This is a genomic window from Streptomyces cyaneochromogenes (assembly GCF_003963535.1).
In the GTDB taxonomy this organism is placed as follows: Bacteria; Actinomycetota; Actinomycetes; order Streptomycetales; family Streptomycetaceae; genus Streptomyces; species Streptomyces shaanxiensis.
The window spans coordinates 6,099,722-6,124,252 of sequence record NZ_CP034539.1 but is presented as its reverse complement, the minus strand read 5'-3'; the positions used below and the strand labels follow the sequence as shown (position 1 = coordinate 6,124,252).

The 24,531-nt window shown below is 70.0% G+C and carries 26 protein-coding genes and 1 pseudogene; 8 read left to right on the top strand and 19 right to left on the bottom strand.

Going from position 1 to position 24,531, the window contains the following annotated elements; translation table 11 throughout:
- Positions 1-9: 9 nt before the first annotated feature.
- Positions 10-1,497, bottom strand: a complete 1,488-nt coding sequence (locus EJ357_RS28075; RefSeq protein WP_126394315.1) for an MFS transporter — start codon at positions 1,495-1,497, stop codon at positions 10-12.
- A gap of 51 nt (positions 1,498-1,548) precedes the next feature.
- Between EJ357_RS28075 and EJ357_RS28070 the strand changes: the two genes are divergently transcribed.
- Complete coding sequence (locus EJ357_RS28070) at positions 1,549-2,247, top strand: TetR/AcrR family transcriptional regulator (protein WP_126394314.1); 699 nt, start codon at positions 1,549-1,551, stop codon at positions 2,245-2,247.
- 139 nt (positions 2,248-2,386) lie between these two features.
- On the opposite strand, the gene EJ357_RS28065 is transcribed toward EJ357_RS28070, so the two are convergent.
- From EJ357_RS28065 to EJ357_RS28050, 4 genes are all read right to left on the bottom strand, one after another.
- Positions 2,387-2,767: a WD40 repeat domain-containing protein gene (locus EJ357_RS28065; RefSeq protein ID WP_126394313.1), complete on the bottom strand. Its 381-nt coding sequence runs from the start codon at positions 2,765-2,767 to the stop codon at positions 2,387-2,389.
- The gene (locus EJ357_RS28060; RefSeq protein ID WP_126394312.1) at positions 2,742-3,044 is read right to left on the bottom strand and encodes a hypothetical protein; all 303 of its coding nucleotides are present in this window, start codon (positions 3,042-3,044) and stop codon (positions 2,742-2,744) included. The genes EJ357_RS28065 and EJ357_RS28060 overlap by 26 nt, the downstream gene beginning before the upstream one ends.
- A 137-nt stretch (positions 3,045-3,181) precedes the next feature.
- Entirely contained in the window at positions 3,182-4,240 is a 1,059-nt protein-coding gene (locus tag EJ357_RS28055; protein ID WP_126394311.1) for an LCP family protein, read from the bottom strand.
- A gap of 514 nt (positions 4,241-4,754) precedes the next feature.
- A complete protein-coding gene (locus EJ357_RS28050) occupies positions 4,755-5,891 on the bottom strand; it encodes a LacI family DNA-binding transcriptional regulator (protein ID WP_228472623.1) in 1,137 nt (378 codons plus the stop codon).
- 122 nt (positions 5,892-6,013) lie between these two features.
- Here EJ357_RS28050 and EJ357_RS28045 point away from each other — a divergent pair, with 122 nt between their 5' ends.
- The 3 genes from EJ357_RS28045 (at position 6,014) to EJ357_RS28035 (ending at position 9,559) form a co-directional block, all read left to right on the top strand.
- Positions 6,014-8,362, top strand: a complete 2,349-nt coding sequence (locus tag EJ357_RS28045) for a beta-xylosidase/alpha-l-arabinosidase (protein ID WP_126394310.1) — start codon at positions 6,014-6,016, stop codon at positions 8,360-8,362.
- A gap of 442 nt (positions 8,363-8,804) precedes the next feature.
- Positions 8,805-8,999 (top strand): hypothetical protein, encoded by a 195-nt coding sequence (locus EJ357_RS28040; RefSeq protein ID WP_126394309.1) that lies wholly within the window; start codon positions 8,805-8,807, stop codon positions 8,997-8,999.
- Between the two features lie 110 nt (positions 9,000-9,109).
- A complete protein-coding gene (locus EJ357_RS28035) occupies positions 9,110-9,559 on the top strand; it encodes a hypothetical protein (RefSeq protein WP_126394308.1) in 450 nt (149 codons plus the stop codon).
- 115 nt (positions 9,560-9,674) lie between these two features.
- On the opposite strand, the gene EJ357_RS28030 is transcribed toward EJ357_RS28035, so the two are convergent.
- From EJ357_RS28030 to EJ357_RS28015, 4 genes are all read right to left on the bottom strand, one after another.
- A complete protein-coding gene (locus tag EJ357_RS28030) occupies positions 9,675-10,412 on the bottom strand; it encodes an ABC transporter ATP-binding protein (RefSeq protein WP_126394307.1) in 738 nt (245 codons plus the stop codon).
- Positions 10,409-10,987, bottom strand: coding sequence for a hypothetical protein (locus EJ357_RS28025; protein WP_126394306.1), 579 nt, complete (start codon positions 10,985-10,987; stop codon positions 10,409-10,411). The genes EJ357_RS28030 and EJ357_RS28025 overlap by 4 nt, the downstream gene beginning before the upstream one ends.
- Positions 10,984-12,255 (bottom strand): hypothetical protein, encoded by a 1,272-nt coding sequence (locus tag EJ357_RS28020; RefSeq protein WP_126394305.1) that lies wholly within the window; start codon positions 12,253-12,255, stop codon positions 10,984-10,986. Before EJ357_RS28020 ends, EJ357_RS28025 begins: the two co-directional genes overlap by 4 nt.
- Before the next feature lie 78 nt (positions 12,256-12,333).
- Positions 12,334-12,735 (bottom strand): hypothetical protein, encoded by a 402-nt coding sequence (locus tag EJ357_RS28015; protein WP_126394304.1) that lies wholly within the window; start codon positions 12,733-12,735, stop codon positions 12,334-12,336.
- A 421-nt stretch (positions 12,736-13,156) separates the two neighbouring features.
- Here EJ357_RS28015 and EJ357_RS28010 point away from each other — a divergent pair, with 421 nt between their 5' ends.
- Entirely contained in the window at positions 13,157-13,636 is a 480-nt protein-coding gene (locus EJ357_RS28010) for a hypothetical protein (RefSeq protein ID WP_126394303.1), read from the top strand.
- Between the two features lie 122 nt (positions 13,637-13,758).
- Here the strand turns inward: EJ357_RS28010 and EJ357_RS28005 are convergent, their stop codons facing one another.
- From EJ357_RS28005 to tsaB, 4 genes are read right to left on the bottom strand one after another with little or no spacing between them, the layout of a single operon-like run.
- Positions 13,759-14,016, bottom strand: coding sequence for a hypothetical protein (locus EJ357_RS28005; protein ID WP_126394302.1), 258 nt, complete (start codon positions 14,014-14,016; stop codon positions 13,759-13,761).
- Positions 14,013-15,113, bottom strand: a complete 1,101-nt coding sequence (gene tsaD / locus EJ357_RS28000; RefSeq protein WP_126394301.1) for a tRNA (adenosine(37)-N6)-threonylcarbamoyltransferase complex transferase subunit TsaD — start codon at positions 15,111-15,113, stop codon at positions 14,013-14,015. The genes EJ357_RS28005 and tsaD overlap by 4 nt, the downstream gene beginning before the upstream one ends.
- On the bottom strand, positions 15,106-15,603 hold the full coding sequence (rimI, locus tag EJ357_RS27995; protein WP_126400109.1) for a ribosomal protein S18-alanine N-acetyltransferase: 498 nt from the start codon (positions 15,601-15,603) through the stop codon (positions 15,106-15,108). The genes tsaD and rimI overlap by 8 nt, the downstream gene beginning before the upstream one ends.
- A 50-nt stretch (positions 15,604-15,653) precedes the next feature.
- On the bottom strand, positions 15,654-16,310 hold the full coding sequence (tsaB, locus tag EJ357_RS27990) for a tRNA (adenosine(37)-N6)-threonylcarbamoyltransferase complex dimerization subunit type 1 TsaB (RefSeq protein WP_126394300.1): 657 nt from the start codon (positions 16,308-16,310) through the stop codon (positions 15,654-15,656).
- 114 nt (positions 16,311-16,424) lie between these two features.
- Here tsaB and EJ357_RS27985 point away from each other — a divergent pair, with 114 nt between their 5' ends.
- The gene (locus EJ357_RS27985) at positions 16,425-16,979 is read left to right on the top strand and encodes a hypothetical protein (RefSeq protein ID WP_126394299.1); all 555 of its coding nucleotides are present in this window, start codon (positions 16,425-16,427) and stop codon (positions 16,977-16,979) included.
- Here the strand turns inward: EJ357_RS27985 and EJ357_RS27980 are convergent.
- The 5 genes from EJ357_RS27980 to EJ357_RS27960 all read right to left on the bottom strand — a co-directional run bounded on the left by EJ357_RS27980 (position 16,976) and on the right by EJ357_RS27960 (position 21,535).
- On the bottom strand, positions 16,976-17,185 hold the full coding sequence (locus tag EJ357_RS27980; protein ID WP_126394298.1) for a hypothetical protein: 210 nt from the start codon (positions 17,183-17,185) through the stop codon (positions 16,976-16,978). The two genes, EJ357_RS27985 and EJ357_RS27980, sit on opposite strands and share 4 nt — an antisense overlap.
- A gap of 158 nt (positions 17,186-17,343) precedes the next feature.
- Positions 17,344-17,856, bottom strand: a complete 513-nt coding sequence (gene tsaE, locus EJ357_RS27975) for a tRNA (adenosine(37)-N6)-threonylcarbamoyltransferase complex ATPase subunit type 1 TsaE (protein ID WP_126394297.1) — start codon at positions 17,854-17,856, stop codon at positions 17,344-17,346.
- A complete protein-coding gene (locus EJ357_RS27970) occupies positions 17,822-19,063 on the bottom strand; it encodes an alpha/beta fold hydrolase (protein WP_126394296.1) in 1,242 nt (413 codons plus the stop codon). The genes tsaE and EJ357_RS27970 overlap by 35 nt, the downstream gene beginning before the upstream one ends.
- 241 nt (positions 19,064-19,304) lie before the next feature.
- Entirely contained in the window at positions 19,305-20,471 is a 1,167-nt protein-coding gene (alr, locus tag EJ357_RS27965) for an alanine racemase (protein ID WP_126394295.1), read from the bottom strand.
- Between the two features lie 56 nt (positions 20,472-20,527).
- The gene (locus tag EJ357_RS27960; protein ID WP_126394294.1) at positions 20,528-21,535 is read right to left on the bottom strand and encodes a L,D-transpeptidase family protein; all 1,008 of its coding nucleotides are present in this window, start codon (positions 21,533-21,535) and stop codon (positions 20,528-20,530) included.
- Positions 21,536-21,642: 107 nt separating this feature from the next.
- Here EJ357_RS27960 and EJ357_RS27955 point away from each other — a divergent pair, with 107 nt between their 5' ends.
- Positions 21,643-22,014 (top strand): holo-ACP synthase, encoded by a 372-nt coding sequence (locus EJ357_RS27955; protein WP_126394293.1) that lies wholly within the window; start codon positions 21,643-21,645, stop codon positions 22,012-22,014.
- 83 nt (positions 22,015-22,097) lie between these two features.
- Here the strand turns inward: EJ357_RS27955 and EJ357_RS49550 are convergent.
- Positions 22,098-22,448: pseudogene (locus EJ357_RS49550) on the bottom strand (hypothetical protein); the annotation flags it as partial.
- Between the two features lie 277 nt (positions 22,449-22,725).
- Between EJ357_RS49550 and EJ357_RS27945 the strand changes: the two are divergent.
- Positions 22,726-24,162 carry an NAD(P)H-hydrate dehydratase gene (locus EJ357_RS27945; RefSeq protein ID WP_126394292.1) on the top strand — a complete coding sequence of 479 codons (1,437 nt, stop codon included), beginning with the start codon at positions 22,726-22,728 and terminating at the stop codon, positions 24,160-24,162.
- Positions 24,163-24,531 lie beyond the last annotated feature (369 nt).

Below are 24,531 nucleotides of genomic sequence, written 5' to 3'. Positions count from 1 at the left end.
CCCGGCCTCTCACCCCTGCGTCGAACGGGAGACGCCCGGATCGACACGCTCGCCATTTTTCTTCGGAGATTTTTCTCCGGCCGGTGTTTCCGCAGGCGGTGCGCCCTTTCCGTGCAGGAACCCGGCGGCCGCGGCAGCCACCGCGAGCAGCCCGGTCGCCACCCAGTACGCCGCCGAATAGCCGTCGATCAGCCCCTGCGCCCCCTCCGCTGCGTCCCCCGCACTCGCCGCCACCGTGACCAGCACCCCGAGTCCCACGGCCCCGCCCACCTGCCGCGAGGTGTTGAGGAGACCCGACGCCATGCCCGCTTCCTCGGGGGTGACCCCGGTCGTGGCCGCCGTGCCCAGCGGCACGAAGCACATGCCGATGCCCACGCTGGCGACCGCCGACGGGCCGAGGACGGAGAGCAGGAAGCCGCCGTCCACCGCCATCGCCGCCGCGAACCACGCGAACCCCGCCGCCCCGAGCAGCCCGCCCACCACCAGCAGTGCCCCGGCGCCGTACCGCCCGACCGTGCGCGCGGCGATCACCGAACCGGCCACGATGCCGGCGCAGAACGGCAGGAACGCGCATCCGGCGGCCGTCGGCCCGTAGCCGAGCACCTGCTGCATGTACAGGGACGTGAAGTAGAAGGCGGCGAACTGGCCCGCCGACATCAGCAGCGCGAAGACGTTGGCCGCGAGGACCGGCCCGCGGGCGAGGATCCCGAGCCGCAGCAGCGGGTGCGGTACCCAGGTCTCCGTCACGGCGAAGACCGCCAGCAGTACGGCGGCCGCGCCCAGCACGCCGAGGCTCTGCCAGGCCGCCCAGCCGTGGGTCTCGGTGCGTACCAGTCCCAGGACGAGCAGCGAGGTCCCGGCGGTGACGAGCAGTGCGCCGAGGACGTCGAGTCGCGGCCGGCCACCGGTCCCCCGCCGGTCGGCGGGCACTGCGGGCCGTACGGCGGCCAGGACCGCGGCCACCACCGGCACGTTGACCAGCATCACCGACCGCCAGCCGAACCAGTCGGTGAGCAGCCCGCCCGCGAGAACGCCGACAGCCCCACCGGCCGCACCCGCGGCGCCCCACATCCCCAGGGCACGCGAACGGGCCGTACCGGCCGGGTAGTTGACGGTGACGAGGGCGAGCGCGACCGGCGACAGAAGGGCCGCGCCGACGCCTTGCACAGCCCGCGCCGCGACCAACTGGCCCGGAGCCTGGGCGAGTCCGCCGGCGAGGCTCGCGACGCCGAAGACGACGAAGCCGGCGATCAGGATCCGCCGCCGGCCCACGACGTCGTCGAGCCGGCCGCCCAGCATGAGCAGTCCGCCGAAGGTGAGCGCGTAGGCGTTGACGACCCAGGCCAGTGAACCGGCGTCGAAGCCGAGGCCGGCACGGATGTCCGGCAGGGCGACGTTGACGACGGACATGTCGAGCGAGACGAGGAACTGCACGGTGAGCAGGACCGGCAGCAACCAACGGGAGGTGCGTATCTGCGAGTTGACCGTATCCACCATGCCAGGCAGATTAATATACGCGTATAGAAATTAACCAGAGAGAATGGCCCCGTGGCAGAGAAACCGAGCTCAGAGGGCCGGGCCGAGGGCCTGACACAGGGTCGTAGGCGCACCGCCGGCCGTCCGCCCCGCATCGCCGCGGAGCAGATCGTCGACGTGGCCCGGCGGATCATCCAGGAGGAGGGCGTCGAGGCCGTCTCCATGCGCCGCGTGGCCAAGAAGGTGGGCGCGACGCCGATGGCGCTCTACCACCATGTGCGCGACAAGGACGAGTTGCTCCTGCTCACCCTGCGGGGCATGGCGGCGACCTTCCCGCGTCCGGTCCTGCCCGCCGACCCCCGCGACCGCATTCTCACCACCGCCGTGCATATGCACGCGATCCTCAGCGAGATGAGCTGGGTCATCGACGTGCTGAGCCTGGGCGACCTCACGGACAAGGACGCGCTGTGGATGCCCGAGGAGATCATCGACTCGGCGATCGCCTGCGGCCTGACCCCGGAACAGGCACTCCACGCCTACCGCACGATCTGGTACGTCGTCTATGGCGCCCTGGTCTTCCGACGAGCCGACGCCCGCCGCGCCGCCGACCCCGAGCGCCGGCCGTTCTTCCCCGCTTTCCTCACTGAGGAGGATGCGGAGGCGCTGCCGCGCATGAGCGAGTTGTCGGGGAAGTGGGAGGAGATGAAGGCGGGGTACGACGTGGCTGAGCAGTTGGGGGCGGTGGTGGACGGGTTGGTGGGGCGGAAGTAGCGCCCGCTGGCATGGCGGGGAGCATCGCGACAAATCTCCACCCGTCCGTTCCCAGCTGCCACAACTCACTGGCCTGGCCACTGCTCACCAGCAGACGGTCACCCTGGCGGCTGGTGGTCAGGGCGAGCCCAGCACCACGTCATTTGAGCCCGCCCTGCGCGTCGGCTCGCCTGAGGCAGACTCTGTACCACTCTTCGTCCGGGTGGCCATGATCCAGTCCGGCGAGGTATTCACCGTCCCGGCTGAAGGCCAGGTTGCCGACCACATCGCCCCCTCCGCCAGGCAGCGGCCGCGGCGGCTGTCGCCGCACATCCCAGAGCTGCAGCTCCCCGGGACGGCCGACAGCGAGGATCTTGCCGTCCGGATGGAAGGCCAAGGAGGTGACTGCCTGGTCCTTCAGTTCACCTGTCTCGCTGTCACGAACCGGACGCGGTGGTGCCAGCACCGCGTGTGGTCCGGTATCGACACTGCCCCGCCAGACGGCGCCATCCCAATCACCCCAAAACACGTCGTACGTCATCGGCTTGAAGACCACCGGGCCCGCTGACGGGCCCGCCTTCCCTGGCGACCTCTCGGGCCGTCGACGTCCAGGCGAGGGGCAGGACCCGGGGGTCGCGCAGCCGCCTGGCCTCCGCCTCCTCCAGCCACTGCGCCCTGAGCGTCCGCGCCAGGTCGTCGGCGTACGCCGCCGGGTCGGGCACCGCCGGTTCCTGGCGGAAGAAGTCCGCGAGGGCCATCAGCAGCGAGGCGATGCCCACGGGCAGCCCTGCCACCGCGGACGAGTCGCCGGCGCGCACGCGCCCTTCTCAACGGCCCCGGAGCACACCTGAATGATGGCCGCCCGGAACCCTCCGCGCCCCTCCGTCCACAGGGAGCGAACGTGTTCATCGTGGGCGCGCGGAGTCACCTCAGGCGTACGCGAACCAACGCGCTCCTACCGCAGCGACCTCCACAACTCCCCCGCCTCCGGCTCGTCCGCCACCACCCGATTCCGGTTCGACGCCGCCGGCACCACCGGCATCGTGACCGTCCGCACCGCGTCCGACGACAGCCCGCTCAGGCTCTCCCCCAGGCTCATCAGCTCGCTCAGCGAGTCCAGGCCCGTGTCCGTCGTGAGGCTGCCCGTCACCGCGTCGGCGACGCGGTAGAGGCGGGTCGGGTCGGTGAGCAGGGACGTGGTGGAGATCTGGTCCAGGAGGGCCTTCACCAGTTTCTGCTGCAGGCCTATGCGGCCCAGGTCGCTGCCGTCGCCGATGCCGTGCCGGGTGCGGGCCAGGGCCAGCGCCTGTTCGCCGTCCAAGTGATGGGTGCCTGCCTGCAGTTGGAGGTGGCTGTCCTCGTCGTCGATGTCCTCGTCCGTCGTGACCGTGACGCCGCCCAGCGCGTCCACCAGCTTGGCGAAGCCGGAGAAGTCGATCTCGATGTAGTGGTCCATGCGGATGCCGGTGACTGACTCGACCGTCGCCACCGCGCAGACGGGGCCGCCGATCGCGTACGCGCTGTTGAACATCGTGCCGTAGGCCACCTCCGTCGAACCACCCGACGACAGGGGGCAGGACGGGCGGGTGACGAGGGTGTCGCGCGGGATGCTGACGACCGTCGACTCCGTGCGGCCGGCGTCGATGTGGACCACCATCGCGGTGTCCGAACGGGCCCCCGTGCTGCTGCCGCCGCCCAACTCCTTGTTCTCCTCGCCGGTGCGCGAGTCCGAGCCCAGGACCAGGATGTTCAGGGACCCGGTGGGCAGCGGCGACTCGGAGGTCGAGGGCGCCGGGGTCGTCATCGCCCGCTGCGGGCGGTTGTCGCCGAGGGCGTTGTTGATGTCGACGCTCTTGATGTTGTCGTTCAGGTGCCAGTAGGCCCAGCCCGCCGTCCCCGCGCCCAGCACCAGGGCGCCCGCGAGGATCAGGCCGGCGGTCTTCAGCACCCTCGACCGCCGGCCCGCCCGTCTGCCGTCGTCCCCGTTCTCGTCGTTCTGGTCTCGTCCAGTCACGAGGAGGAACGTAAGTCCGAATTATTACGGCAGGAACGCCAGACCAGGTTTTCTTCGGAAAATCTCAGACTTCTCTGACCCTTCTCAGCCCAGGGTCACCGTCGGCAGCGAATTGCTCCCGCTCCACGCCCCGTTGAACCCGAAGTCAGCCGGACCGTGACGCCGACACACCGGGGCCCGAGGATCAGGTGGGCCTGGAGCCCGACCCCGTCGATCGGTCGGCGCCGAGGCCGTCGCACCAGAGGCCTCCGCCCGGTCGAAAGAGCCGCGGGTCGGCTCGACGGAGCCCCACTTCATGGCGTTGCCGGGGGTCAGCCGAGGATAAGCCTCTTCTCAGAGATCTCATGCGGGTGGCATCCGAAAGTTTCGGTTGAATATCCGACTGGCTTCGGTGCAGTGTCCGACGCGGCGCAACGCCCGCCAATACCGCAACACGCCTCGCCCGCCCCACGGCACCACGCCTCGCCCGCCGCACGGCAACAGGCCTCCGCCACACGGCACCAGGCCTCTCCCGCTAAACCGCCGGAGGCTCCCCCGTACTGCTGCGCACCACCAGACTCGTCGCCAGCTCCACCCGCGTCGCCGTCGGCGTCCCCTCCTCCCGCGCGAGGTCGAGGACCAGCTTGGCCGCCGCCTCCGCCATCTCCGTCAGCGGCTGCCGCACGGTCGTCAGCGGCGGCCCCACCAGGCGGGTGACCGGCAGATCGTCGAAGCCGACGACGCTCAGGTCCTCCGGGATCCGCAGCCCCAGCTCGCGCGCGGCCTCGTACAGCCCGAGCGCCTGGAGGTCGTTGCCGGCGAAGACGGCGGTCGGCCGGTCCGGGCGGCGCAGCAGTTCCAGGCCCCGCCGGTAGCCGGTCTCGTGGTGGAAGTCGCCGGGCCGGATCAGGTCCTGCTCGACCGGGAGCCCGGCCGTCTCCAGGGCGGCGCGGTAGCCGTCGATGCGGGCGCGGCTGCACATCATCCGGGACGGCCCGGTGATCGCGCCGATCCTGCGGTGCCCCAGCTCGACCAGGTGCCGGGTGGCGGCGAGGCCGCCCTGCCAGTTGGTCGCCCCGATGGACGGCACGTCGGCGCCCGGGTCGCCCGCCGGGTCCATCACCACGAACGGGATCGACCGGCTGGTGAGCAGGGCACGCTGGGACTCGTCGAGGCCGGACAGCACGAGGACCACGCCGTGCGGGCGGCGGGCGGCGACCTGGTCGGCCCAGGTCCGGCCGGGCGTCAGCCGACCGGCGCTCTCGCTCAGCACGACACTCAGCCCGGCGTCCCGGGCGACGTTCTCCACGCCCCGGATGACCTCCATCGCCCAGGCGCTCTCCAGCTCGTGGAAGACCAGGTCGATCAGGGGCGAGCGGCTGGCCTCGGCGCGCCGGCGCCGGTAGCCGTGGGCGCGCAGCAGTTCCTCGACACGGGTGCGGGTGGCCGGGGCGACGTCGGCCCGTCCGTTGAGGACCTTCGAAACAGTCGGCGCGGAGACGCCGGCCTCGCGGGCGATCTCGGCGAGCGTCGCGGTCCGGGTGGACCGGGCGGTCGTCGACGCCGTGGTCGTGGTCGTCCGGGTTTCCGACGGTGTCGACCGGCTTTCCGACTGTGTCTTCCGGGTTTCACCCGGCGGTGTCCGGGTTTCAGCGGGCTCACGGGCAGTCATGGCGGCGATCGTATCCCTGCGCGGCCTCTTGACGAACCCTTCTCACCGCACCTAAGTTCCCGGAACATTCGAGGTGAACAACGAAACATTCGCGAGTGGGCCATCGCCCCGACAGGAGTTTCATGACCACCGCCCCCTGGCGCGACCCCGCCCTGCCCGCCGCCGCCCGCGTCGACGACCTCCTCTCCCGGATGACCCTGCAGGAGAAGACCGCCCAGCTGTACGGCGTGTGGGTGGGCGCCGCCTCGGACGGCGACGGAGTCGCCCCGCACCAGCACGACATGACCGTCGCCTCCGCCGACGACTTCGCTGAGCTGATCACCCACGGCCTCGGCCAGCTCACCCGCTCCTTCGGCACCGCCCCCGTGGACCCGGCGCTGGGCGCGCAGGCACTGGCCCGCGCCCAGCGTCGGATCGCCGACGCGGGCCGCTTCGGAATCCCCGCCGTGGCCCACGAGGAGTGCCTGGCGGGCTTCACGGCCTGGCAGGCCACGGCCTATCCGGTACCGCTGGCCTGGGGGGCCGCCTTCGACCCGCCGCTCGTCGAGGAGATGGCCCGGCGCATCGGCGGCGACCTGCGCGCGGCCGGCGTCCACCAGGGGCTGGCGCCCGTCCTGGACGTGGTACGCGATCCGCGCTGGGGCCGGGTCGAGGAGACCATCGGCGAGGACCCGTACCTGACCGGCACGATCGGCGCGGCCTACGTCCGGGGTCTGGAGTCGGCCGGGGTCATCGCGACACTGAAGCACTTCGCCGGGTACGCGTCCTCGGCGGGCGCGCGCAACCTGGCACCGGTACGGGCGGGCGTGCGGGAGTTCGCGGACGTCACCCTCCCCCCGTTCGAGATGGCGCTGCGCGAGGGCGGGGCGCGCTCGGTGATGGCGGCGTACAACGAGACGGACGGGGTGCCGGCGTCGGCGGACCCGGCCCTGCTGACCGAACTCCTGCGGGAGCAGTGGGGGTTCACCGGAACGGTCGTGGCCGACTACTTCGGCATCGGCTTCCTGCAGACGCTGCACCGTGTGGCGGGCAGCCCGGCCCAGGCGGCGCACGCGGCGCTGGCCGCCGGTATCGACGTGGAGCTGCCGACCCTGAAGTGCTATGGGGAACCGCTGGTGGAGGCGGTCCGGGCGGGCGAGATCCCGGAGGAACTGGTGGACCGGGCGGCACGCCGGGTCCTGCTCCAGAAGTGCGAGCTGGGCCTCCTCGACGAGGACTGGACCCCGGAGCCGCGGTCGGCGCACCTCGACCTGGACTCCCCCGCGAACCGTTCCGTCGCCCGCCGGCTGGCGGAGAAGTCGGTGGTCCTGCTGGACAACCCGGACGGGACACTGCCCCTCCCCCCGGACGCCCGGATCGCGGTCGTCGGCCCGCGCGCGGCGGACGCGCTCGCGATGCTGGGCTGCTACTCCTTCCCTTCCCACGTCCTCACGCACCACCCCGAGGTGGCGATGGGCATCGAGATCCCGACGGTCCTGGAGGCGCTGCGCACCGAACTCCCCGACGCCAAGGTGACGTTCGCGGAGGGCTGCGGGGTCCTCGACCCGGACCCGGCGGGCTTCGAGGAGGCGGTGGCGCGGGCGTCGGAGGCGGACGTGTGCCTGGCGGTCCTGGGCGACCGGGCCGGGCTGTTCGGGCGGGGCACGTCGGGCGAGGGCTGCGACGCGACGGACCTACGGCTGCCCGGCGTACAGGCCGACCTGCTGGACGCCCTGGTCGCGACCGGCGTCCCAGTCGTCCTGGTCCTCCTCACCGGCCGCCCGTACGCACTGGGCCGCTGGCAGGGGCGCCTCGCGGCGGTCGTCCAGGCGTTCTTCCCCGGGGAGGAGGGCGGCCCGGCGGTGGCGGGAGTGCTGTCGGGCCGCGTGAACCCGTCGGGGCGGCTGCCGGTGAGCGTGCCGCGGGAGCCCGGGGGCCAGCCGTGGACGTACCTCCAGCCGCCCCTGGGGTTGGCGGGGGAGGTCAGCAACCTGGATCCGACGCCGCTGTACCCGTTCGGGCATGGCCGCTCGTACACGACGTTCGAGTGGACGGACTGCACCGGCGGCGAGACCCTCACCGAGATCGGCACGGACGGCTCGTACGACGTGTCGGTCACGGTCCGCAACACGGGCGACCGTGAGGGTGCCGAGGTGGTCCAGCTGTACCTGCACGACCCGGTGGCGTCGGTGACCCGGCCGGATGTGCGGCTGATCGGGTACCAGCGGGTGGAACTGACACCGGGCGAGTCCAGCCGCGTGACCTTCCGCTTCCACACCGACCTGTCCTCCTTCACGGACCGCTCGGGCCGACGGGTGGTCGAACCGGGTGTCCTGGAGCTGCGGTTGGGGATCTCCAGTGCGGAGGTACGGCATGTGGCACGGGTTCGGTTGACAGGGCCGGAGCGGGCGCTGGGGCCCGACCGACTGCTGCGGTGCGAGACAAAGGTGTCGCGGGTCGGACGGCCTGGCGTTGTCGGTGACGGAATATAGATTCCGGATGTGAATTCCGGCCGACGACTTCGGCCCGGTGCCGCGGTTATCGGTATGGCCGACGGCAGTGGATACACCGTGCGCGCGAATTCCCCTCGAACACTGGACTCACATCTCTCCATCGGTGTACGGTTTTTAAAGGCATGTACACCTCAACCCTAGAGAGCTGTAGGCCGGATTCAGCAAAGAAGCGGTTCGTAAGAGGGGGAAATCAATGCGATCCATCAACAAGTTGCATCGTGGCGCAACTGCAGCAGCGGGGGCCGTTGCAGCCACGATACTTCTGGCACCGACGGCCTGGGCGAACTGGTCGAGCAGCATCACCGACGCATCCGTCGGGTTCGAATCCCGGAGATGGTGGGACGGGTCCTACTCCGAGGTGCTGTTCACAGGCTGCAACACACCGCGAGACGCGAGTGTAGACGTAAAGCTCAGCCGCGACGTGAGCTCCGCCCCTGACCCGGGCTACGACCAGAAGACGTTTACGGCCTGCTTCAACGGCGGCACGAGTCGCGGCGAATGGAACAACCTCCCTCAGGGCAACTACTACTTCGCGATCAAGAAGATCGACGGTGGGTCGAGCGGCACACTGGATGTGGCCGACGTCGACCAGGACACCCTCAAGGACGATTCCTGACAGCGACTTCACGCCTGCCCCATGTGCACAGCACATGGGGCAGGCTCGCGCGGCTTTCCGGATCAGTTCATCGCAGAAGCAACCAACGACTTGACGACGGTGAGGACTGAATGTCTATTCGTAAGCGGCACATCGGGGCAGCTTGCGTCGGCGCATCTCTTCTGGGCCTGGCATTTGCGCCCTCTGCGCAGGCCTATCCGATCAAGCTCTACGACTACACATGGCAGAGCCACATAAACAACGGATCCGAAGGATTCCAGTCTCGCCGCTGGGAGGACAGCGAGTACAGCGAGGTGCTGTTCGGCAAGTGCGTCGGCGGCTCCAGCGTCACCGTGCAAATGCGGATGGACGTCAACAACGCCCCGGACAAGGGGTACGACAAGAAGACGTTCACTGCCTGCTACAAGCCCGACTGGAGCCAGGGCGAGTGGTACAACCTCCCCAACACCAGCGACAATTCTTCGGAATACTACTTCCAGCTCACGGACATCGGGGGTGCCTCTTCGGTGGACGTGACAACGGTGGCGGTGGACACCACCGCATGCGACGACATTTGCTGACCGCGGCAGTGAGCGCCGGCGCAGCCGACTGAGCGCTTGCAGATCACCTTTCGCCTGCGCATGAGGGTCCGTCAGCTTGCTGACGGACCCTCTCTGCTCGCTCCCTCGCCCCAGGTCACAGAGCGTACGACTCGCTCAGCGCCGTGTACGCAGCCTCCGCCATCCGGCCGGGCGCAACTTCCGCCGGAGCATGGGCGAGGAAATCGGCCGTGGAACCCGCGAATGCGAGTCGGCCCGCCTGCATCACCGCGACGTGGTCCGATTCCTCGGCGAGGTCGGCCACATCATGAGTTGACATGAGGATGCCGACTTCTCCGCTCAGCTCCTTGAGGACATCACGAAACACCCGGCGCTGTCGTGGATCCATTCCCGCGGTTGGTTCATCGAGCAAAAGGATCTCCGCCTCGTGAACCAGAGCCGCCGCGACTCCGACCCTCCGAAGCTGGCCACCCGAAAGTCGGCTGGTCTTCACGTCCTCGTGTTCAAGCATCTCCACGCGAGTGAGGGCCTGGGCCGCCTTCTCCCATGCCGCTTGGCGGGACATTCCTTTGAGCCAGCCGACATAGGCGACATACTCTCGTGACGAGAGGGAGGGCATGGCCACCACAGATTGCGGCATCCACGCAACATGTTGCCGAAACCGACGGTCGCGAGATGTGAGGCTATCGAGCTTCACTTCCCCGTTGTTGGGCTGAACAACACCCGCCGCGAGCTTCAACATGGTTGTCTTGCCAGCCCCGTTGGGGCCGAGAAGGATGGTCAGCCCGGACGGGAGGGAGTAAGACAGGTCCTGAAGAACTGCAGGCCGCCAACGGCGATAGGAATATGTGCACTCGGTCAGTTCAAGAGTCATGACTTATCCTTGCTGATGAACATAACGGAACTGATCCCGATCCCGAAGAGAACAGCCGCCGCCAGTGCTGCATGGGGCGCGGATGCAGGCTCGGGCAGAATTGTCCATGGCTCCGGATCCGGTGCCGGACGACGGTTGAAGGCAACCACAACCATCGTCCAGGCAACCGGGACCATCACCGCGGCCTCGCCCACCCAGGGACGCGCCAGAAGCATCAACCCGGCAAGGAAGGCGGCGTTACGGGCAGAAGCAGCTACTACCCCGGACCCGCTCACTGCGGCGAGCGCGAACCAGAACCCCACGGTGGCACTCACCAAGAGCGCATCCCACCCGCCGACGCGTCGCACGCTGCTGGCCTCGATGCCCGGCAAGCGCGACTCCAGTGACACCATGAGTGCCGCGACCAGGGGAATGGGGACGAACATCGTCAGAACCGCCTGCTGCATCCCTGAGACGAGCGAAGGCAGTTCGACTTCTTCGCTGCCGATCGTCAGGGACAGCAGGAGGGAAATAGCCAGGCCCGAAAGAACCACACTGTGTGTTCTCCGTGCCTTCATCCACCACCACATGCTCATCCATCCCGACGGCATGATGCGTGAACGGACTCCTCGAACCACTTGGCCTGCTGCGCCTTCGTCTTCCGGTGCACGCCCTGCACCATCGACGTCGCGGCGGCGTCGGCGCTACTACGTTCCTGCTCCACGCGCGCCTTCGCCTGCTGCCACTCACGCTCGGTGTGGGTCACACCGGCGACCCATTCCAGGACCGCCCTGCGAAGGACGGGATCCGGCCGTGCGCAGGTGAAGCCGACCGCCGCGATGACGATCTGGAAGCGCTCACCGTTCTGTGCGGCCGCCCTGGTCAGCGGGATACGCCAGACACGGTCGGTCGACGGGCGCAGGTAGCGTCCATCCGCCAGTGAATCGGTGATCAGCCGGGGGCTTCGCTCCACGCCGGCACTCCGCAGGTCGGCGAGTACCGACTGCGATGTGCGCGCCACCCGCGGCAGCGCGGAGGCGGTCACCTTCGGCATGCACACTTCAGTTCCGCCGGGGCTCTGCGCACACGACAACTCCGTCACGCCCGTGGCCATCGGCGGAAAGTACCCACGATCTTTGACTTCGTTGTACGAGACAACTACCCCGGTCAGCAGAATCGCGAGGGCTACCGGAATGGCCACGAACCGATTCTTCATCCACAGCACCGCCACGGCCAGCGCGACGCCCCCCGCCAGGAGTATGGGTGGCCACAATGCGGAAAAGGTCAGTGCCTCGCCGAACATCAGGTACTCGAAACAGAGTCCCGAAATCTGACGCAGCCACGGCGGATCCAACGAAATGGTGAATGCGATCACGATCCACGTCGTGACCGCGAGGACGGGTGCGGAGACCGATCGTGGCAGGTAGAGGCCGACAGCGAATCCGATGACCGCGTGCGCCACGCAGAGAACCATGGCCTCGAAGAGCGGCCCAAGGCTTGCGAGCGTGGGAAGAGTGGAGGTCTCGACAAGCGCCAGCGAGACAGGAAGAACCAGCATCGACCACGAAACAAGGACGACCGGCATGAGGGACTCGGCCGCGATTCGGTATCGCGATCGCTGCGGCGCCCAATGCCATACGCCGAACTTCCGGATCGACCCGGACTCCCAGGCCGCCAGTGCGGACGCGGCGGCATAGGCGAAAGCGCACAGGTAGAAGAGCGGGAAGGACACTACGGTCGGGGCATGGCCGTAGTTCTGAGGAGGGGGCCCGGCGTCTCCCAGATAGTAGAAGAGAACCAGCCCCAGCAGGAAAGGTGACGACTTCACGGCGAACGACGACCGCAGTCGCGTTTTGAATTTCATAGAGGCGTCATATCCAATGTCTAACGACCTGTGTCGCGACGCATCAATGGCGTCGCGACACAGGCGATAGCTGAACTTCTAGTCGGCCGCAGTGTCGTCGACCAGAACTTTCCCGGCACTGAACTCGTCGTCCCCGCGAATGTCATTGATCTGGAAGTAGTACTCAGAAGAATTGTTAGTGGTGCTGGGGAGATCGCTCCATTCGCCCTGGCTCCACTGCCCCAGCGTGCCGTAACACGCGGTGAACGTCTTATTGTCGTAGCCCTTGTCCGGCGCGTTGTTGACGTCCATCCGCATCTGGATGGTTACCGCACTTCCGCCCCCGCACTGGTTGAACAGGATCTCCGAGTAGCTGCCGTCTTCCCATCTACGGGATTCGAATCCCTCGGTCTGCTGGAAGATGTAGCTGTCCCACAAGTAGTCCCGAATGTAGATCGGGTACGCGCTCGCGCTTGAAGCGTTGACCCAGCCCAGCGCCACGGCGCCCAACAGAGCTGCCGCAATGGTCTTCCGACGGATTGCACGCAAAACCCTTCCCCCTACCTGTAAGTGAATCGACGCGCCTGGTCGGGGCGTCGTTGAGCCACACAGAGCGAGCTGACGGTACACCATCATTTCCGGTATCGGCTAGGGCTTTCTGATCCGGCCCGGAAGCGGAACGGAAGCCGCCTGCGCGTACAGTCGCCCGTAGCCGCATGCTTATTGACACCGATTCAGAAGCCCGCCTTGCGCCTACCGGGCGCCGGCGCACGCGCAACGGATCCGGCATCGGAGTCGAACCGCCAATCTCCGTTGCCTGTACGCCTGTTGGCATGTACAGTCCGGTGATCTACTCGACTGATCCACTCGCCCCAAGACCATCGCCATGCGAGTGGAGACGACACCAAGGTGGGGGTTCTTGATGTTTAGTCGCAAGAGATACATAGCTGCCGTCTGCTCAGGGGCGGTATTCCTGGGGTTGGCGTCCGCTCCATCGGCCAATGCGTACCCCATCAACACCGGCGACTATCTCTGGAAGAGCCACATCGCCGGGGCGATCGAGGGGTTCCAGTCCCGACGTTGGGAGGACTCCTCGTATTCCGAGGTCATCTTCATCGTCTGCGACGACGCCAATAGCGTGACGGTACAGATGCGGATGGACGTCAACAACGCACCGGACAAGGGCTACGACAAGAAGACATTCACGGCGTGCTTTGATGTCGACGCAGGGCTGCGAAGCCAAGGGGAATGGAGCGACCTGCCCGACACCAGCACGAACTCGTCGGAGTACTACTTCCAGCTCACGGACATCGGTGGCGCCTCGCAGGTGGAGGTCGCCAGTGTTTGTGTGGACAACACGGCCGACGACTATCCGCCCCGTCATGCCGGAAACGGCTGCTGATCAGGCACGGACCCGCGCATGACAGCAGGGCCTCTTGGTAGCTCAGGGGTGCGAACCGTCCGAGCACCAGGAGGGCCTGCACAGCGTCAAGCAGGCTGACCGGCCGAGCGGATGGTGTCGGCTCAGGCCGTACCCATCGACTCGAACCGCCACCGATGCACCGCCCGGTTCACCAAATCGCCCGCTGGCTCCGGCAGTTCGGGCAGTTCCGCATCGTACGGCGCATCCCACCAGGTGATCACGAGAACCCGGTCCTGCGGCGCCCGGAAGGCCTCGCGTCGCAGGGGCTTCCCCGAAAGCTCCTGCGCATGCGCCCAAGCCAGCAGCTCCTCCCCCCGGCCGGGGACGGCCCGGGCCTCCCACATCAACGCGACCGTCACGAGTACAGGTTCTCCTTGCTGACCTCGTGCACGTGGTCATGGTGGTGGCCGGGAACATGTGGATCCGTCACCGGCAGCGAGGAGTCCGCCGACAGGTCCCAGCTGGACGCCGGCCGGCCCCGCGCCACCATCTCCGCGCCCAGCGCCGCCACCATCGCCCCGTTGTCCGTGCAGAGCTTCGGCCGGGGCACCCGCAGCCGGATGCCGGCGGCCTCGCAGCGCTCCTGGGCCAGGGCGCGCAGGCGGGAGTTGGCGGCCACGCCGCCGCCGATCATCAGGTGGTCGACGCCCTCGTCCTTGCAGGCGCGGACGGCCTTGCGGGTCAGCACGTCGACGACCGCCTCCTGGAAGGAGGCCGAGACATCGCGCACCGGCACCTCCTCGCCCGCCGCCCGCTTGGCCTCGATCCAGCGGGCGACCGCCGTCTTGAGGCCGGAGAAGGAGAAGTCGTACGCCGGGTCGCGCGGGCCGGTCAGGCCGCGCGGGAACGCGATCGCGTTCGGGTCGCCCTCGCGGGCGTAGCGGTCGATGACCGGGCCCCCGGGGAAGCCGAGGTTCAGCACCCGGGCGATCTTGTCGAAGGCCTCGCCCGCGGCGTCGTCGATGGTCGCGCCCATCGGGCGGACGTCGGAGGTGATGTCCGAGGACAGCAGCAGAGAGCTGTGCCCGCCGGACACCAGCAGCGCCATCGTCGGCTCCGGCAGCGCGCCGTGCTCCAGCTGGTCCACGCAGATGTGGGAGGCGAGGTGGTTGACGCCGTAGAGCGGCTTGCCCAGCGCGTAGGCGTACGCCTTCGCCGCCGATACGCCGACCAGGAGCGCGCCCGCGAGCCCGGGGCCGGCGGTCACCGCGATGCCGTCCAGGTCCCTCGCGCTCACCCCCGCCTCCTTCAGCGCGCGCTCGATGGTCGGGACCATCGCCTCCAGGTGCGCCCGGGAGGCCACTTCCGGCACGACGCCGCCGAAGCGGGCGTGCTCGTCGACGCTGGAGGCGACGGCGTCGGCGAGCAGGGTCGTGCCGCGGACGATGCCGACGCCGGTCTCGTCACAGGAGGTCTCGATGCCGAGGACGAGGGGTTCGTCCCGCGAGTCAGCCATTGATCTCGGTTCCTTGTACGGAGTTTTCGCCCGCGGCGGAGCCGCTGTCGGGCGCTGTGGTCAGGCGCATCACCAGCGCGTCGACGTTCCCCGGCTGGTAGTAGCCGCGCCGGAAGCCGATCGCCTCGAAGCCGTAGCGCTCGTAGAGCTTCTGCGCGCGGACGTTGTCCACGCGGCACTCCAGCATCACTTCGGCGGCGTCGAAGTCGGTCGCCGCGTTCAGCAGTTCGGTGAGGAGACGGCCGCCGAGCCCGGTCCCCCAGTGGGCACGGGCGACGGCGATGGTCTGGATGTCGGCGAGGTCTCCGGAGGCGGCGAGGCCGGCGTATCCCACGAGCCGCTCGCCCTCCTCGGCGACGACATAGCGCCGCGTCGCCTCGGGCCCGCGCGCATGGGCCAGCTCGGACCAGAACATGCCCCGGGACCAGGCGTCCTCGGGGAAGAGGTCCTTCTCCAGCTCCAGCACGCGGTCGATGTCCCACCAGCGCATCTCACGCAGCGTGGGACCGGACGGAGCGGCGGAAGGGGTCACGGGTTCGGTCACTTGGGGGTGACCACCTTGTAGTTCTTGGGGACCTGGGCGTCGGGCCGGCGCAGGTACAGCGGCCGGGGTGCGGGCAGTTCCTCGCCCGCGGCCAGTCTCTCGGCGGCCAGTGCCGCGAGCGCCGCAGCCGAGACGTGCTCGGGCTCGTGGACGCCGGGGAAGGTGTCGGGGTACAGCAGCGCGCCCGCGCCGACGGCGGGCAGTCCGGCGACCTGGTCGGCGATGTCGGCGGGCCGGTCGACCGCCGGGTCGGTCAGGCGGGTCCGCGAGTCGGCGTAGCGCGCCCAGTAGACCTCCTTGCGCCGGGCGTCGGTCGCGACGACGAACGGGCCCTTCTCGATGTCGGCGGCGTAGGCGAGGCCGTCCAGCGTGCACACGCCGTGCACGGGGACGCCGAGGACAAGTCCGAACGTGTCGGCGGTCATCAGTCCGACGCGCAGTCCGGTGTAGGGGCCGGGGCCGATGCCTACGACGATGCCGGTGACGGCGTCGAGTTTCACGTCGGCCTCGGCGAGGACCCGGTCGACGGCCGGCAGCAGCAACTCGCCGTGCCGGCGCGCGTCCACCTGGCTCGACGAGGCGATGACGTCCGTACCGTCGTGCAACGCGACGGTGACGGCGGGGGTGGCGGTATCCAGAGCGAGCAAGAGCACGCAAACAGCCTACGGCGCTGGGCGCTCAGGAAGCGCCGCCCCGGTCGGGCGCTTCCCGACTGCTACGGTCGAGCGAAAGCGCGACCTACGACCGAACAACCGAGGTGGGCGACGGTGGCAAGCAGCAGCTCCGGATTCGTGGCGGGGCTCACCGTGGCCGCCCTCGCGTCCGTCGGCTTCCTCGCGTACCAGGCCTCGGCGAGCGTCCCGGCCGGCCTGGGCAGGCCGCACGCGAACAACTCACCCGACGTGGGTGCCTCCAAGACGCCCCGCGACCGGAAGGACCCCGCCGCGCTGCCCGCCGGGTCCGGTACGGGTGTGCGGGTCGTGTACTCGGTGGACGACGACCGGGTGTGGCTGGTCGGCGAGGGTGACTCGGTCAAGCGCACGTTCCGCGTCACCCCCGGATCGGTCGACCCGGCGCCGGGCGTCTACGCGGTCACGTCCCGCTCCAACGCGATCACCGGCACCGACGGCACCCCCGTCGAGCACGTCGTCCGCTTCACCGAGGTGGAGGACATCACCATCGGCTTCAGCGCGGCCGTGGACGGCTCGATGCAGGCGCCGGACCCGGCGCTGAAGACGGGCGGCATCCGCGAGTCCCGCGAGGACGGCAACGCGATGTGGGACTTCGCGACGATCGGCCGCGCGGTGGCAGTGATCCCCTAGGCGGCCCTGCGGTGCCCGTGCTCCTGGTGGCGCCCGCGCTCCTCACGATGCCCGTGCTCAGCCGACGGCCGGTTCGCCGCCGGCTCGGGAACCCGCGGCGGGGTGGAGATCAGGTTCGCGGCGGCACCGGCCGCCAGCAGATCACGCATGGACAACCCGGCAACCACGTGCGGCCGCTGCTGGACCTTGTTCTCCGAAGCCGACATGGACGCCTCCTGGGGCCGGGAGGGGACGTAGTTAGGTAGACCTAACCACGGACTGGATACCATGTGACCACGCGCAAGACCGCAAATGCAATATCTTGCCGACATCTTGCCGACGTCTTGTCGGAATGTTCATCCGGATCCCCGGGCCCATCCAGCGCTCAGGCGGACAGCACGCTCAGGTCCGCGGCCGCCCAGCGCTCCCCGAGCCCGGTCACGGTCACATGCCGCACCTCGTCGGTGGTGTCGCCGACGGCCCGGTGGATCACGACCTGAAGGCGTTCCTCGGTCAGCTCCTCGACCTTGCCCTCGCCCCACTCCACGACGATCACCGACTCGGGCAGCGAGACGTCGAGGTCGAGGTCCTCCATCTCGTCCAGGCCGCCGGACAGCCGGTAGGCGTCGACGTGGACGAGCGGCGGCCCGTCGCCGAGGGAGGGGTGCACGCGGCCGATCACGAAGGTCGGGGAGGTGACCGCGCCTCTGACGCCCAGGCCCTCGCCGAGCCCCCGGGCCAGCGTCGTCTTGCCCGCGCCGAGCTCCCCGCTGAGCATCAGGAGGTCGCCCGCGCGCAGCAGCTTGGCCAGGCGGCGGCCCAGTTCCCGCATCTGGTCGGGAGAAGTGACGGTGAGCTCGATGTCACCCGCGTCGTGCGGTGCTGCTGGTGCTTCCATAGCCACTTACGGTAGCCCCTGCGGGCACGGCACCCGCGCGGGTGAGCAGGTCGGCCAGACGGTCGGTGACCACTTCCGGGTGCTCCAGCATCACCAGGTGCCCGGCGTCCGGCACCAGGACCAGCTCGGCGTCCGGCAGCAGGTCGGCGATCGCCTCGCTGTGCTCGCTGGGCGTGACGAGGTCGCCGACGCCGGCCAGGACGAGTACCGGCAGGTCCGTGAAGAGGGCGAGCGCCTCGGCCTTGTCGTGGTCGGTGAAGGCCGGGTAGAACTCCGCGACCACGTCGATCGGCGTGCCCTCGATCATCCGCTCGGCGAACCGCGCGACGGCCGGGTCGACGTCCCGGGACGAGAACGAGTACCGCTTGATGATCCCCGCGAACAGGTCCGCGGTGGCCCGGCGCCCCTTCTCGACCAGCTCGGCCCGCTGCCCCAGCGCCTTGAGCACGCCCGGCAGGATCCGCCGTACGGCATTCACTCCCGCGACGGGCAGCCCGAAGTTGACCTCGCCGAGCTTCCCGGAGGACGTACCGACGAAGGCGGTGGCGACGACGCGGTCGCGGATCAGTTCGGGGTACTGGTCGGCCAGCGCCATCACGGTCATCCCGCCCATGGAGTGACCGACCAGCACCAGCGGCCCCTCGGGTGCGGCCGCGTCGATGACGGCCTTCAGGTCCCGCCCGAGCTGCTCGATGTCGACGTGCTTGCCCTCCTGCGTCTGGGCGACGCCCCGCCCCGACCGGCCGTGGCTGCGCTGGTCCCAGTGCACGGTGCGTACGACGCCCCGCAGCGCGGCGCGCTGGAAGTGCCAGGAGTCCTGGCTGAGGCAGTAGCCGTGGCTGAAGACGACGGTGACGGGGGCGGGAGCCTTGCGGCCGAAGAGCCGTCGGCGGCGCGGGGTGAGGGCGGGGGCGGCCTCGGGGTCGATGTCGTCGACCTCGTAGTACAGCTCCGTGCCGTCGTCGGCCTGCGCCTTGCCGGGCGTGCCGCGCAGCGAGCCGTACGGTCCCGCCGAGTCCAGGGCGATGCGGGCCTTCTGCCGCATGCCCCGGCCCACCGTCATCCGCTCTATGGCGACCCCGGCGGCGGCGCCCGCCGCGATCACGCCTATCGCCGCACCGGCGAAACCGGTCGCCCTGCGCCAGTTCGCGGCCGCCCCCGTGGCGGAGGCGACGGCCGCGACGGCCTCCGCGCTGCTCTCGCTCACGTACCGCTCCTCTTCGCTGGGTCATGCAGTGGTCGGCTGGTGCCGGTGTGACGTCGGTGGTGGATGGTGCCGGTGTTCTGTTGCGCTGTTCCGCTACGGGTTACCCGTCTCGTTCCTGATTCACATAGACGCACTCCTATGGACGCATGCCCGCGCACGCATTCCTAGGACCACCATCACGTAGACAGACCGCGTGGCAGCGCCGCCCGGCCGCGTCACCTGGCCGCGTCACGAGCCCGCATCACAGGGACGCATCCCTGTAGACGCGCGGAACGCGCGTTCCGATCCGGGTGACGATTTCGTACGCGATGGTGCCCGCGGCCTGCGCCCAGTCCTCGGCGGTGGGCTCGCCGCGGTCGCCGGGCCCGAACAGCACGGCCTCCGCGCCCGGCTCGGGCTCGTCCCCACCGAGGTCGACGACGAACTGGTCCATCGCGATCCGCCCCGCGACCGTCCGCCACTTGCCGCCGACCAGGACGGGCCCGGCGCCGGAGGCATGCCGCGGGATGCCGTCGGCGTAGCCCAGGGGGACGAGGCCGAGGGTGGTCTCGCCGGGGGTGGTGTAGCTGTGGCCGTAGCTGACGCCGTGGCCCCCCGGCACGTGCTTGACCAGGGCGAGGGACGCCGACAGCGTCATCACGGGCCGCAGCCCGAAGTCGGCGGGGCTGCCGAGCTCGGGGCTGGGCGAGATGCCGTAGGTCGCGATCCCGGTGCGCACCAGGTCGAAGTGGCTGTCCGGGAGGGTGAGCGTGGCGGGCGAGTTGGCGATGTGCCGCACCTCGGGGCGCACGCCCTGTGTCTCGGCGTACGCCACCATCTCCCGGAAGCGGGCGAGCTGGGCGGCGACGGAGGGATGGCCGGGCTCGTCGGCGCAGGCGAAATGCGACCACAGCCCGGTGACACGAATGAGCCCGGCGGCCTGCGCGCGCAGGGCTTCACCGACCAGCTCGGCCCAGTCCTCACCCGGCTGGCAGCCGTTGCGTCCGAGCCCGGTGTCGGCCTTGAGCTGTACGCGCGCGGCGGCGCCGGCCTGCCCCGCGGCCTCGGTGACCTCCCGCAGGGCCCACATGCCGCTCACGGAGACGTCGAGGTCGGCCTCGATGGCCTCCCGCCAGGGCCCGCCCGGCGTCCACAGCCAGCACATGATCCGTACGCCGTCCAGCCCGGCGGCGCGCAGCACGAGGGCCTCCTCGGGCGTGGCCGTGCCCAGCCACTGGGCGCCCGCCTCGACGGCGGCGCGGGCACACCGCACCGCCCCGTGGCCGTACGCGTCCGACTTCACGACGGACATCAGGGCCGCACCCGGCGCGAGGGCGCGCAAGGTCCGCACATTGGCCCGCAGGGCGGCCAGATCGATCTCGGCGCGGGCGCGCAGGGGGGCGGTCCGCAGGGCTGCTGTTTCTGTCATGGCGCCCCCAGTGTCTCAGAGGGGTCCGACAACGCCGCCGCGCCGGGATCCATGAGCTACTCCTCCAGCCTGTGCCCCCACACGTACAACCGGTCGCCCTTCCTCAGCACCCCCCACAGCGCCCGGGCGTCGTCCAGGGTCATGTTGACGCAGCCCCTCGAACCGATGGGTGTGTAGAGGGTGCCGTAGACGCCGTGGAAGGCCTGGCCCCCGTTGAAGAACTGGGAGTAGGGCATGGGGCTGTGGTACAGCGACGAGACGTGGTTCTTGTGCCGCCAGTAGATCGCGTGCCACCCGGTCCGCGTCCCGTATCCCTCCCGTCCGCTGCGGATCGAGACGGGCCCGAAGACGACCTTCCGGCCGTCCTGCACCCACATCAGCTGACGGTCGAGATCGACACAGGCGACCCGGTACTTGCGCTTCGGGCACTTCTTCTCGGCGTTCGGGTTCTTCCGGGCCGAGATGAGCTGCATGGTGGCCCATGTCACCGGCCCGGCGAACCCGCTGGCGGGCTCGATCTTGTGCTTGGTCTGGAACGCGCGGATGGCCCGGCAGTCGGCGACCGACTGCTCCCCGTCCACCTCCAGCTTCAGAAACTCCTCGACCTGCCGCTGCTGCGGGCCCGTCCGCTCGGTGCACTCCACGTCCTCGACGGCGTCCTCGCGAGGGACGTACTCGACGCGGTCGTACGTCCCGTCCGCCGCGTCCTGCGGCTCGACGGCGTCCTCGGCGGCGCTGGGCGTGTACACCTCGGGCGCCAGCGCCTGGTCGGGCGTGTCGGTCTGCCAGAGCTGGAGCGAGTTCAGGGGGACGCCGGGCACGAGTTCGGACTGCGGTCCGGACACCGGGGGCACCGGGTCGGCCTGGGGTCGGGGATCCCGGTGCGCGGGTTCGCCCGACGGTCCGGCAGACGGGGGTACGAGTCCGGCAGGCGCGGGCACTGGTTCGCCCTGCGGTCCGGAAGCCGGGGGCACGGGGTCGTCGGCCGAGGCACTGCCGATGGGCAGCAGGGTGGCGGCGAGCACCACGGCGATGCTCCGACATGCGATACGTCCGCTGATCATGGGGTCACAGAAGCGTGAGGGCCCGCCGTGCGGGGGATGCCGCGCGGCTGGGTCACTCTTTTGAGGACCATCTTTCGAAGACCCATATGACCCATAGGGTGCTCGGCATGAGCATCATCGGGGTCGGAATCGACGTGGCCGAGATCGACAGATTCGGGGCGGCGCTGGAGCGCACCCCCAATCTGGCCGAACGGCTGTTCCTGGAGAGCGAGTTGCTGCTGCCCAGCGGCGAACGGCGGGGCGTCGCCTCGCTCGCGGCCCGGTTCGCGGCGAAGGAGGCCCTCGCGAAGGCCCTGGGCGCACCGGCGGGCCTGCTCTGGACCGACGCGGAGGTCTTCGTCGAGGACAGCGGCCGGCCGCGCCTGCGGGTCACGGGCACGGTGGCGGCCCGGGCGGCCGAACTGGGCGTGCGGTCCTGGCATGTGTCGCTGAGCCATGACGCCGGGGTGGCGTCCGCGGTGGTGGTGGCGGAGGGCTGAGCCTTCGCCACCCGTGAGGTCCGCGTCAGCAGATGGACTGGCCGGTGTGCACCCGTGTGATGTTGCGGAACGCGGTGTTCTCCCAACAGCCCGGACTCACCGACAATGCGGGCGGTCACCGTCCCGATGGTGATGCCGTCGACGCCGTACGTCTCCACGGCGTGGCTGGAGGCGCCGGAGACGAACACGTTGTCGATGCGGACGTTGCGCGTCCATTGGCTGGTGTTGCCGCGGTTGTCGATGCGCACACCCAGCCCGGCCGACAGCCGCATGTCGATCTGCCCGAGGACCACGTTCTCGACGTTGCGCATGAAGACGCCGTACAGCGGGCTGCCGGTGAGGTTCAGATGCTGGACCTCGACGTCCCGGGTGCCGCGCGAGTAGACGGGCGCCTGGTCCCCGGAGCCGCTGCCGGTGACGTTGATGGTGCCGCTGCCGCGCCGCGCCGTCCAGGTTAGGAGCTTGAGGAGAGCGGTGGCACCGGCTGCGGCGAGGAGGGGAACTCTGCGCCCCATGGGGTTTCCTCTCATCGAAACCGATCTCATCGAACTCATTTCGACTGAATCGATTCACACTGTGGGGGCCGGTGAGTTCGGCAAAGGCACGGCAAAGCGTCAACGGATGCGACGAGCTTCGCCGCGGACGAAAGAGTGAGGACGGAAGAGCGCGGACGGAAGAGCGCGGACGGGAGAGTACGGAAGACTCGGTCACATGCGGACTGCGTACAGCGTGGAGACGGTAAGGGCGGCCGAACGGGAGCTGATGGCACGGCTCCCGGACGGCGCGCTGATGCAGCGGGCGGCGGCCGGACTCGCCGCCGCCTGCGCGGATCTGCTCGGCCGGGTGTACGGCAGCCGGGTCGTCCTGCTGATCGGCAGCGGCGACAACGGCGGCGACGCCCTGTACGCCGGGGCCCGGCTGGCCAGGCGCGGGGCGGGAGTCACGGCCGTGTTGCTGTCGCCGGAACGGGCGCACGCCGGGGGCCTCTCGGCGCTCAAGCGGGCGGGCGGCACAGCGGTCGGGGTCGATGCCGCCGAGGAGTTGATCGAGCGCGCGCACCTGGTCGTGGACGGCATCGTCGGCATCGGCGGCAAGGGCGGGCTCCGTCCCGAGGCGGCACCGCCGGCCGCGGCGGCCGCACGATCGAGGGCCGCCGTGGTCGCCGTGGACCTGCCGAGCGGCGTGGACGCGGACACGGGCGAGGTACGTGGCGCGGCGGTGCGCGCCGACCTGACGGTCACCTTCGGCACACACAAGCCGGGGCTGCTGATCGATCCGGCGCGGGAGTACGCCGGTGTGGTGCGGCTGGTGGACATCGGCCTCGCGCTGCCGGCCGACGCGGCGGAGCTGGAGGCCCTGCAACACACGGACGTGGCACGGCTGTTGCCCCTCCCGGCGGCGGAGACGGACAAGTACCGGCGAGGTGTCGTGGGCATCGCGGCCGGCTCGGCCCGCTACCCCGGCGCCGCCGTGCTCGCGGTCGCGGGGGCGTTGCGGGGCGGGGCGGGGGCCGTACGGTACGTCGGCCCGGCCGGGGACGCGGTCATCGCCCGGTTCCCCGAGACACTGGTGTCGGACCGGGGCCCGAAGAAGGCGGGCCGCGTGCAGGCGTGGGTGGCCGGCCCCGGGGCGGGCGACGACGCGGCGACCGTGGCGGAGGTACTGGCGACGGACGTACCGGTCCTGCTCGACGCGGACGGCCTGCGGCTGGCCGACCCAAAGGCGGTACGTGCCCGCACGGCACCGACCCTGATGACCCCGCACGCCGGAGAGGCGGCGGCGCTGCTCGGGGTCGCACGGGAGGAGGTCGAGGGGGCTCGGCTGGCTTCGGTACGGGAGTTGGCGGGGCGGTATGCGGCGACGGTGCTGTTGAAGGGGTCGACGACGTTGGTGGCCGACGCCGGGGGCGCGGGCCCGGTCCGGGTGAACCCCACGGGAACCGGCTGGCTGGCCACGGCCGGAAGCGGGGACGTGCTGTCGGGACTCGCGGGATCACTCCTGGCGGCGGGCCTCACGTCGGTGGACGCCGCGAGCGTCGCGGCATATCTCCACGGCCTGTCGGCGAGGTTCGCGGCGGACGGGGCGCCGGTGGGGGCGCATGACGTGGCCGAGGGGATTCCGGGGGCCTGGCGGGATGTACGGGGGTGAGGGGCCGGGGCGTGGTGGGATGTACGGGGGTTGAGGGCCGGGGGCCTGGCAGAGGAGGACGGGGCTGAGAGCCGAGGCCTGGCGGGGAACGCAGGGCTGAGAACCGGGGCCCGGCGGGGAACGCAGGGCTGAGAACCGGGGCCCGGCGGGGAACGCAGGGCCGAGAAAAGCGCAGGCCGGCGGCGATCCCCTCACGAGGTCGGCGCTGCGGCGCGATCGTCGTATGAGGACGACCGGCCCCGGCCAGGGAGTCGTACGCGGACGGCCTGCAGCCGGCACGAGGGTGCCACCCGCACCACGGCACCCGGCACCCCGCACCCCGGCACCCCGCACAGTGCCGGCTACCGCAACGCGCGGGTTGACCGACGC

Coding starts and splice junctions, on each gene's coding strand:
- tsaD (WP_126394301.1), bottom strand. CDS start 15,113: ATGGCTGACTCGCGGGACGAACCCCTCGTCCTCGGCATCGAGACCTCC.
- EJ357_RS27955 (WP_126394293.1), top strand. CDS start 21,643: ATGAGCATCATCGGGGTCGGAATCGACGTGGCCGAGATCGACAGATTC.
- EJ357_RS28010 (WP_126394303.1), top strand. CDS start 13,157: ATGTTTAGTCGCAAGAGATACATAGCTGCCGTCTGCTCAGGGGCGGTA.
- EJ357_RS27960 (WP_126394294.1), bottom strand. CDS start 21,535: ATGATCAGCGGACGTATCGCATGTCGGAGCATCGCCGTGGTGCTCGCC.
- alr (WP_126394295.1), bottom strand. CDS start 20,471: ATGACAGAAACAGCAGCCCTGCGGACCGCCCCCCTGCGCGCCCGCGCC.
- tsaE (WP_126394297.1), bottom strand. CDS start 17,856: ATGGAAGCACCAGCAGCACCGCACGACGCGGGTGACATCGAGCTCACC.
- EJ357_RS28035 (WP_126394308.1), top strand. CDS start 9,110: ATGTCTATTCGTAAGCGGCACATCGGGGCAGCTTGCGTCGGCGCATCT.
- rimI (WP_126400109.1), bottom strand. CDS start 15,603: ATGCGCTGGTGGGACATCGACCGCGTGCTGGAGCTGGAGAAGGACCTC.
- EJ357_RS28045 (WP_126394310.1), top strand. CDS start 6,014: ATGACCACCGCCCCCTGGCGCGACCCCGCCCTGCCCGCCGCCGCCCGC.
- EJ357_RS28020 (WP_126394305.1), bottom strand. CDS start 12,255: ATGAAATTCAAAACGCGACTGCGGTCGTCGTTCGCCGTGAAGTCGTCA.
- EJ357_RS28075 (WP_126394315.1), bottom strand. CDS start 1,497: ATGGTGGATACGGTCAACTCGCAGATACGCACCTCCCGTTGGTTGCTG.
- EJ357_RS27980 (WP_126394298.1), bottom strand. CDS start 17,185: ATGTCGGCTTCGGAGAACAAGGTCCAGCAGCGGCCGCACGTGGTTGCC.
- EJ357_RS28030 (WP_126394307.1), bottom strand. CDS start 10,412: ATGACTCTTGAACTGACCGAGTGCACATATTCCTATCGCCGTTGGCGG.
- EJ357_RS28050 (WP_228472623.1), bottom strand. CDS start 5,891: ATGACTGCCCGTGAGCCCGCTGAAACCCGGACACCGCCGGGTGAAACC.
- EJ357_RS28025 (WP_126394306.1), bottom strand. CDS start 10,987: ATGAGCATGTGGTGGTGGATGAAGGCACGGAGAACACACAGTGTGGTT.
- EJ357_RS27945 (WP_126394292.1), top strand. CDS start 22,726: ATGCGGACTGCGTACAGCGTGGAGACGGTAAGGGCGGCCGAACGGGAG.
- EJ357_RS28065 (WP_126394313.1), bottom strand. CDS start 2,767: ATGACGTACGACGTGTTTTGGGGTGATTGGGATGGCGCCGTCTGGCGG.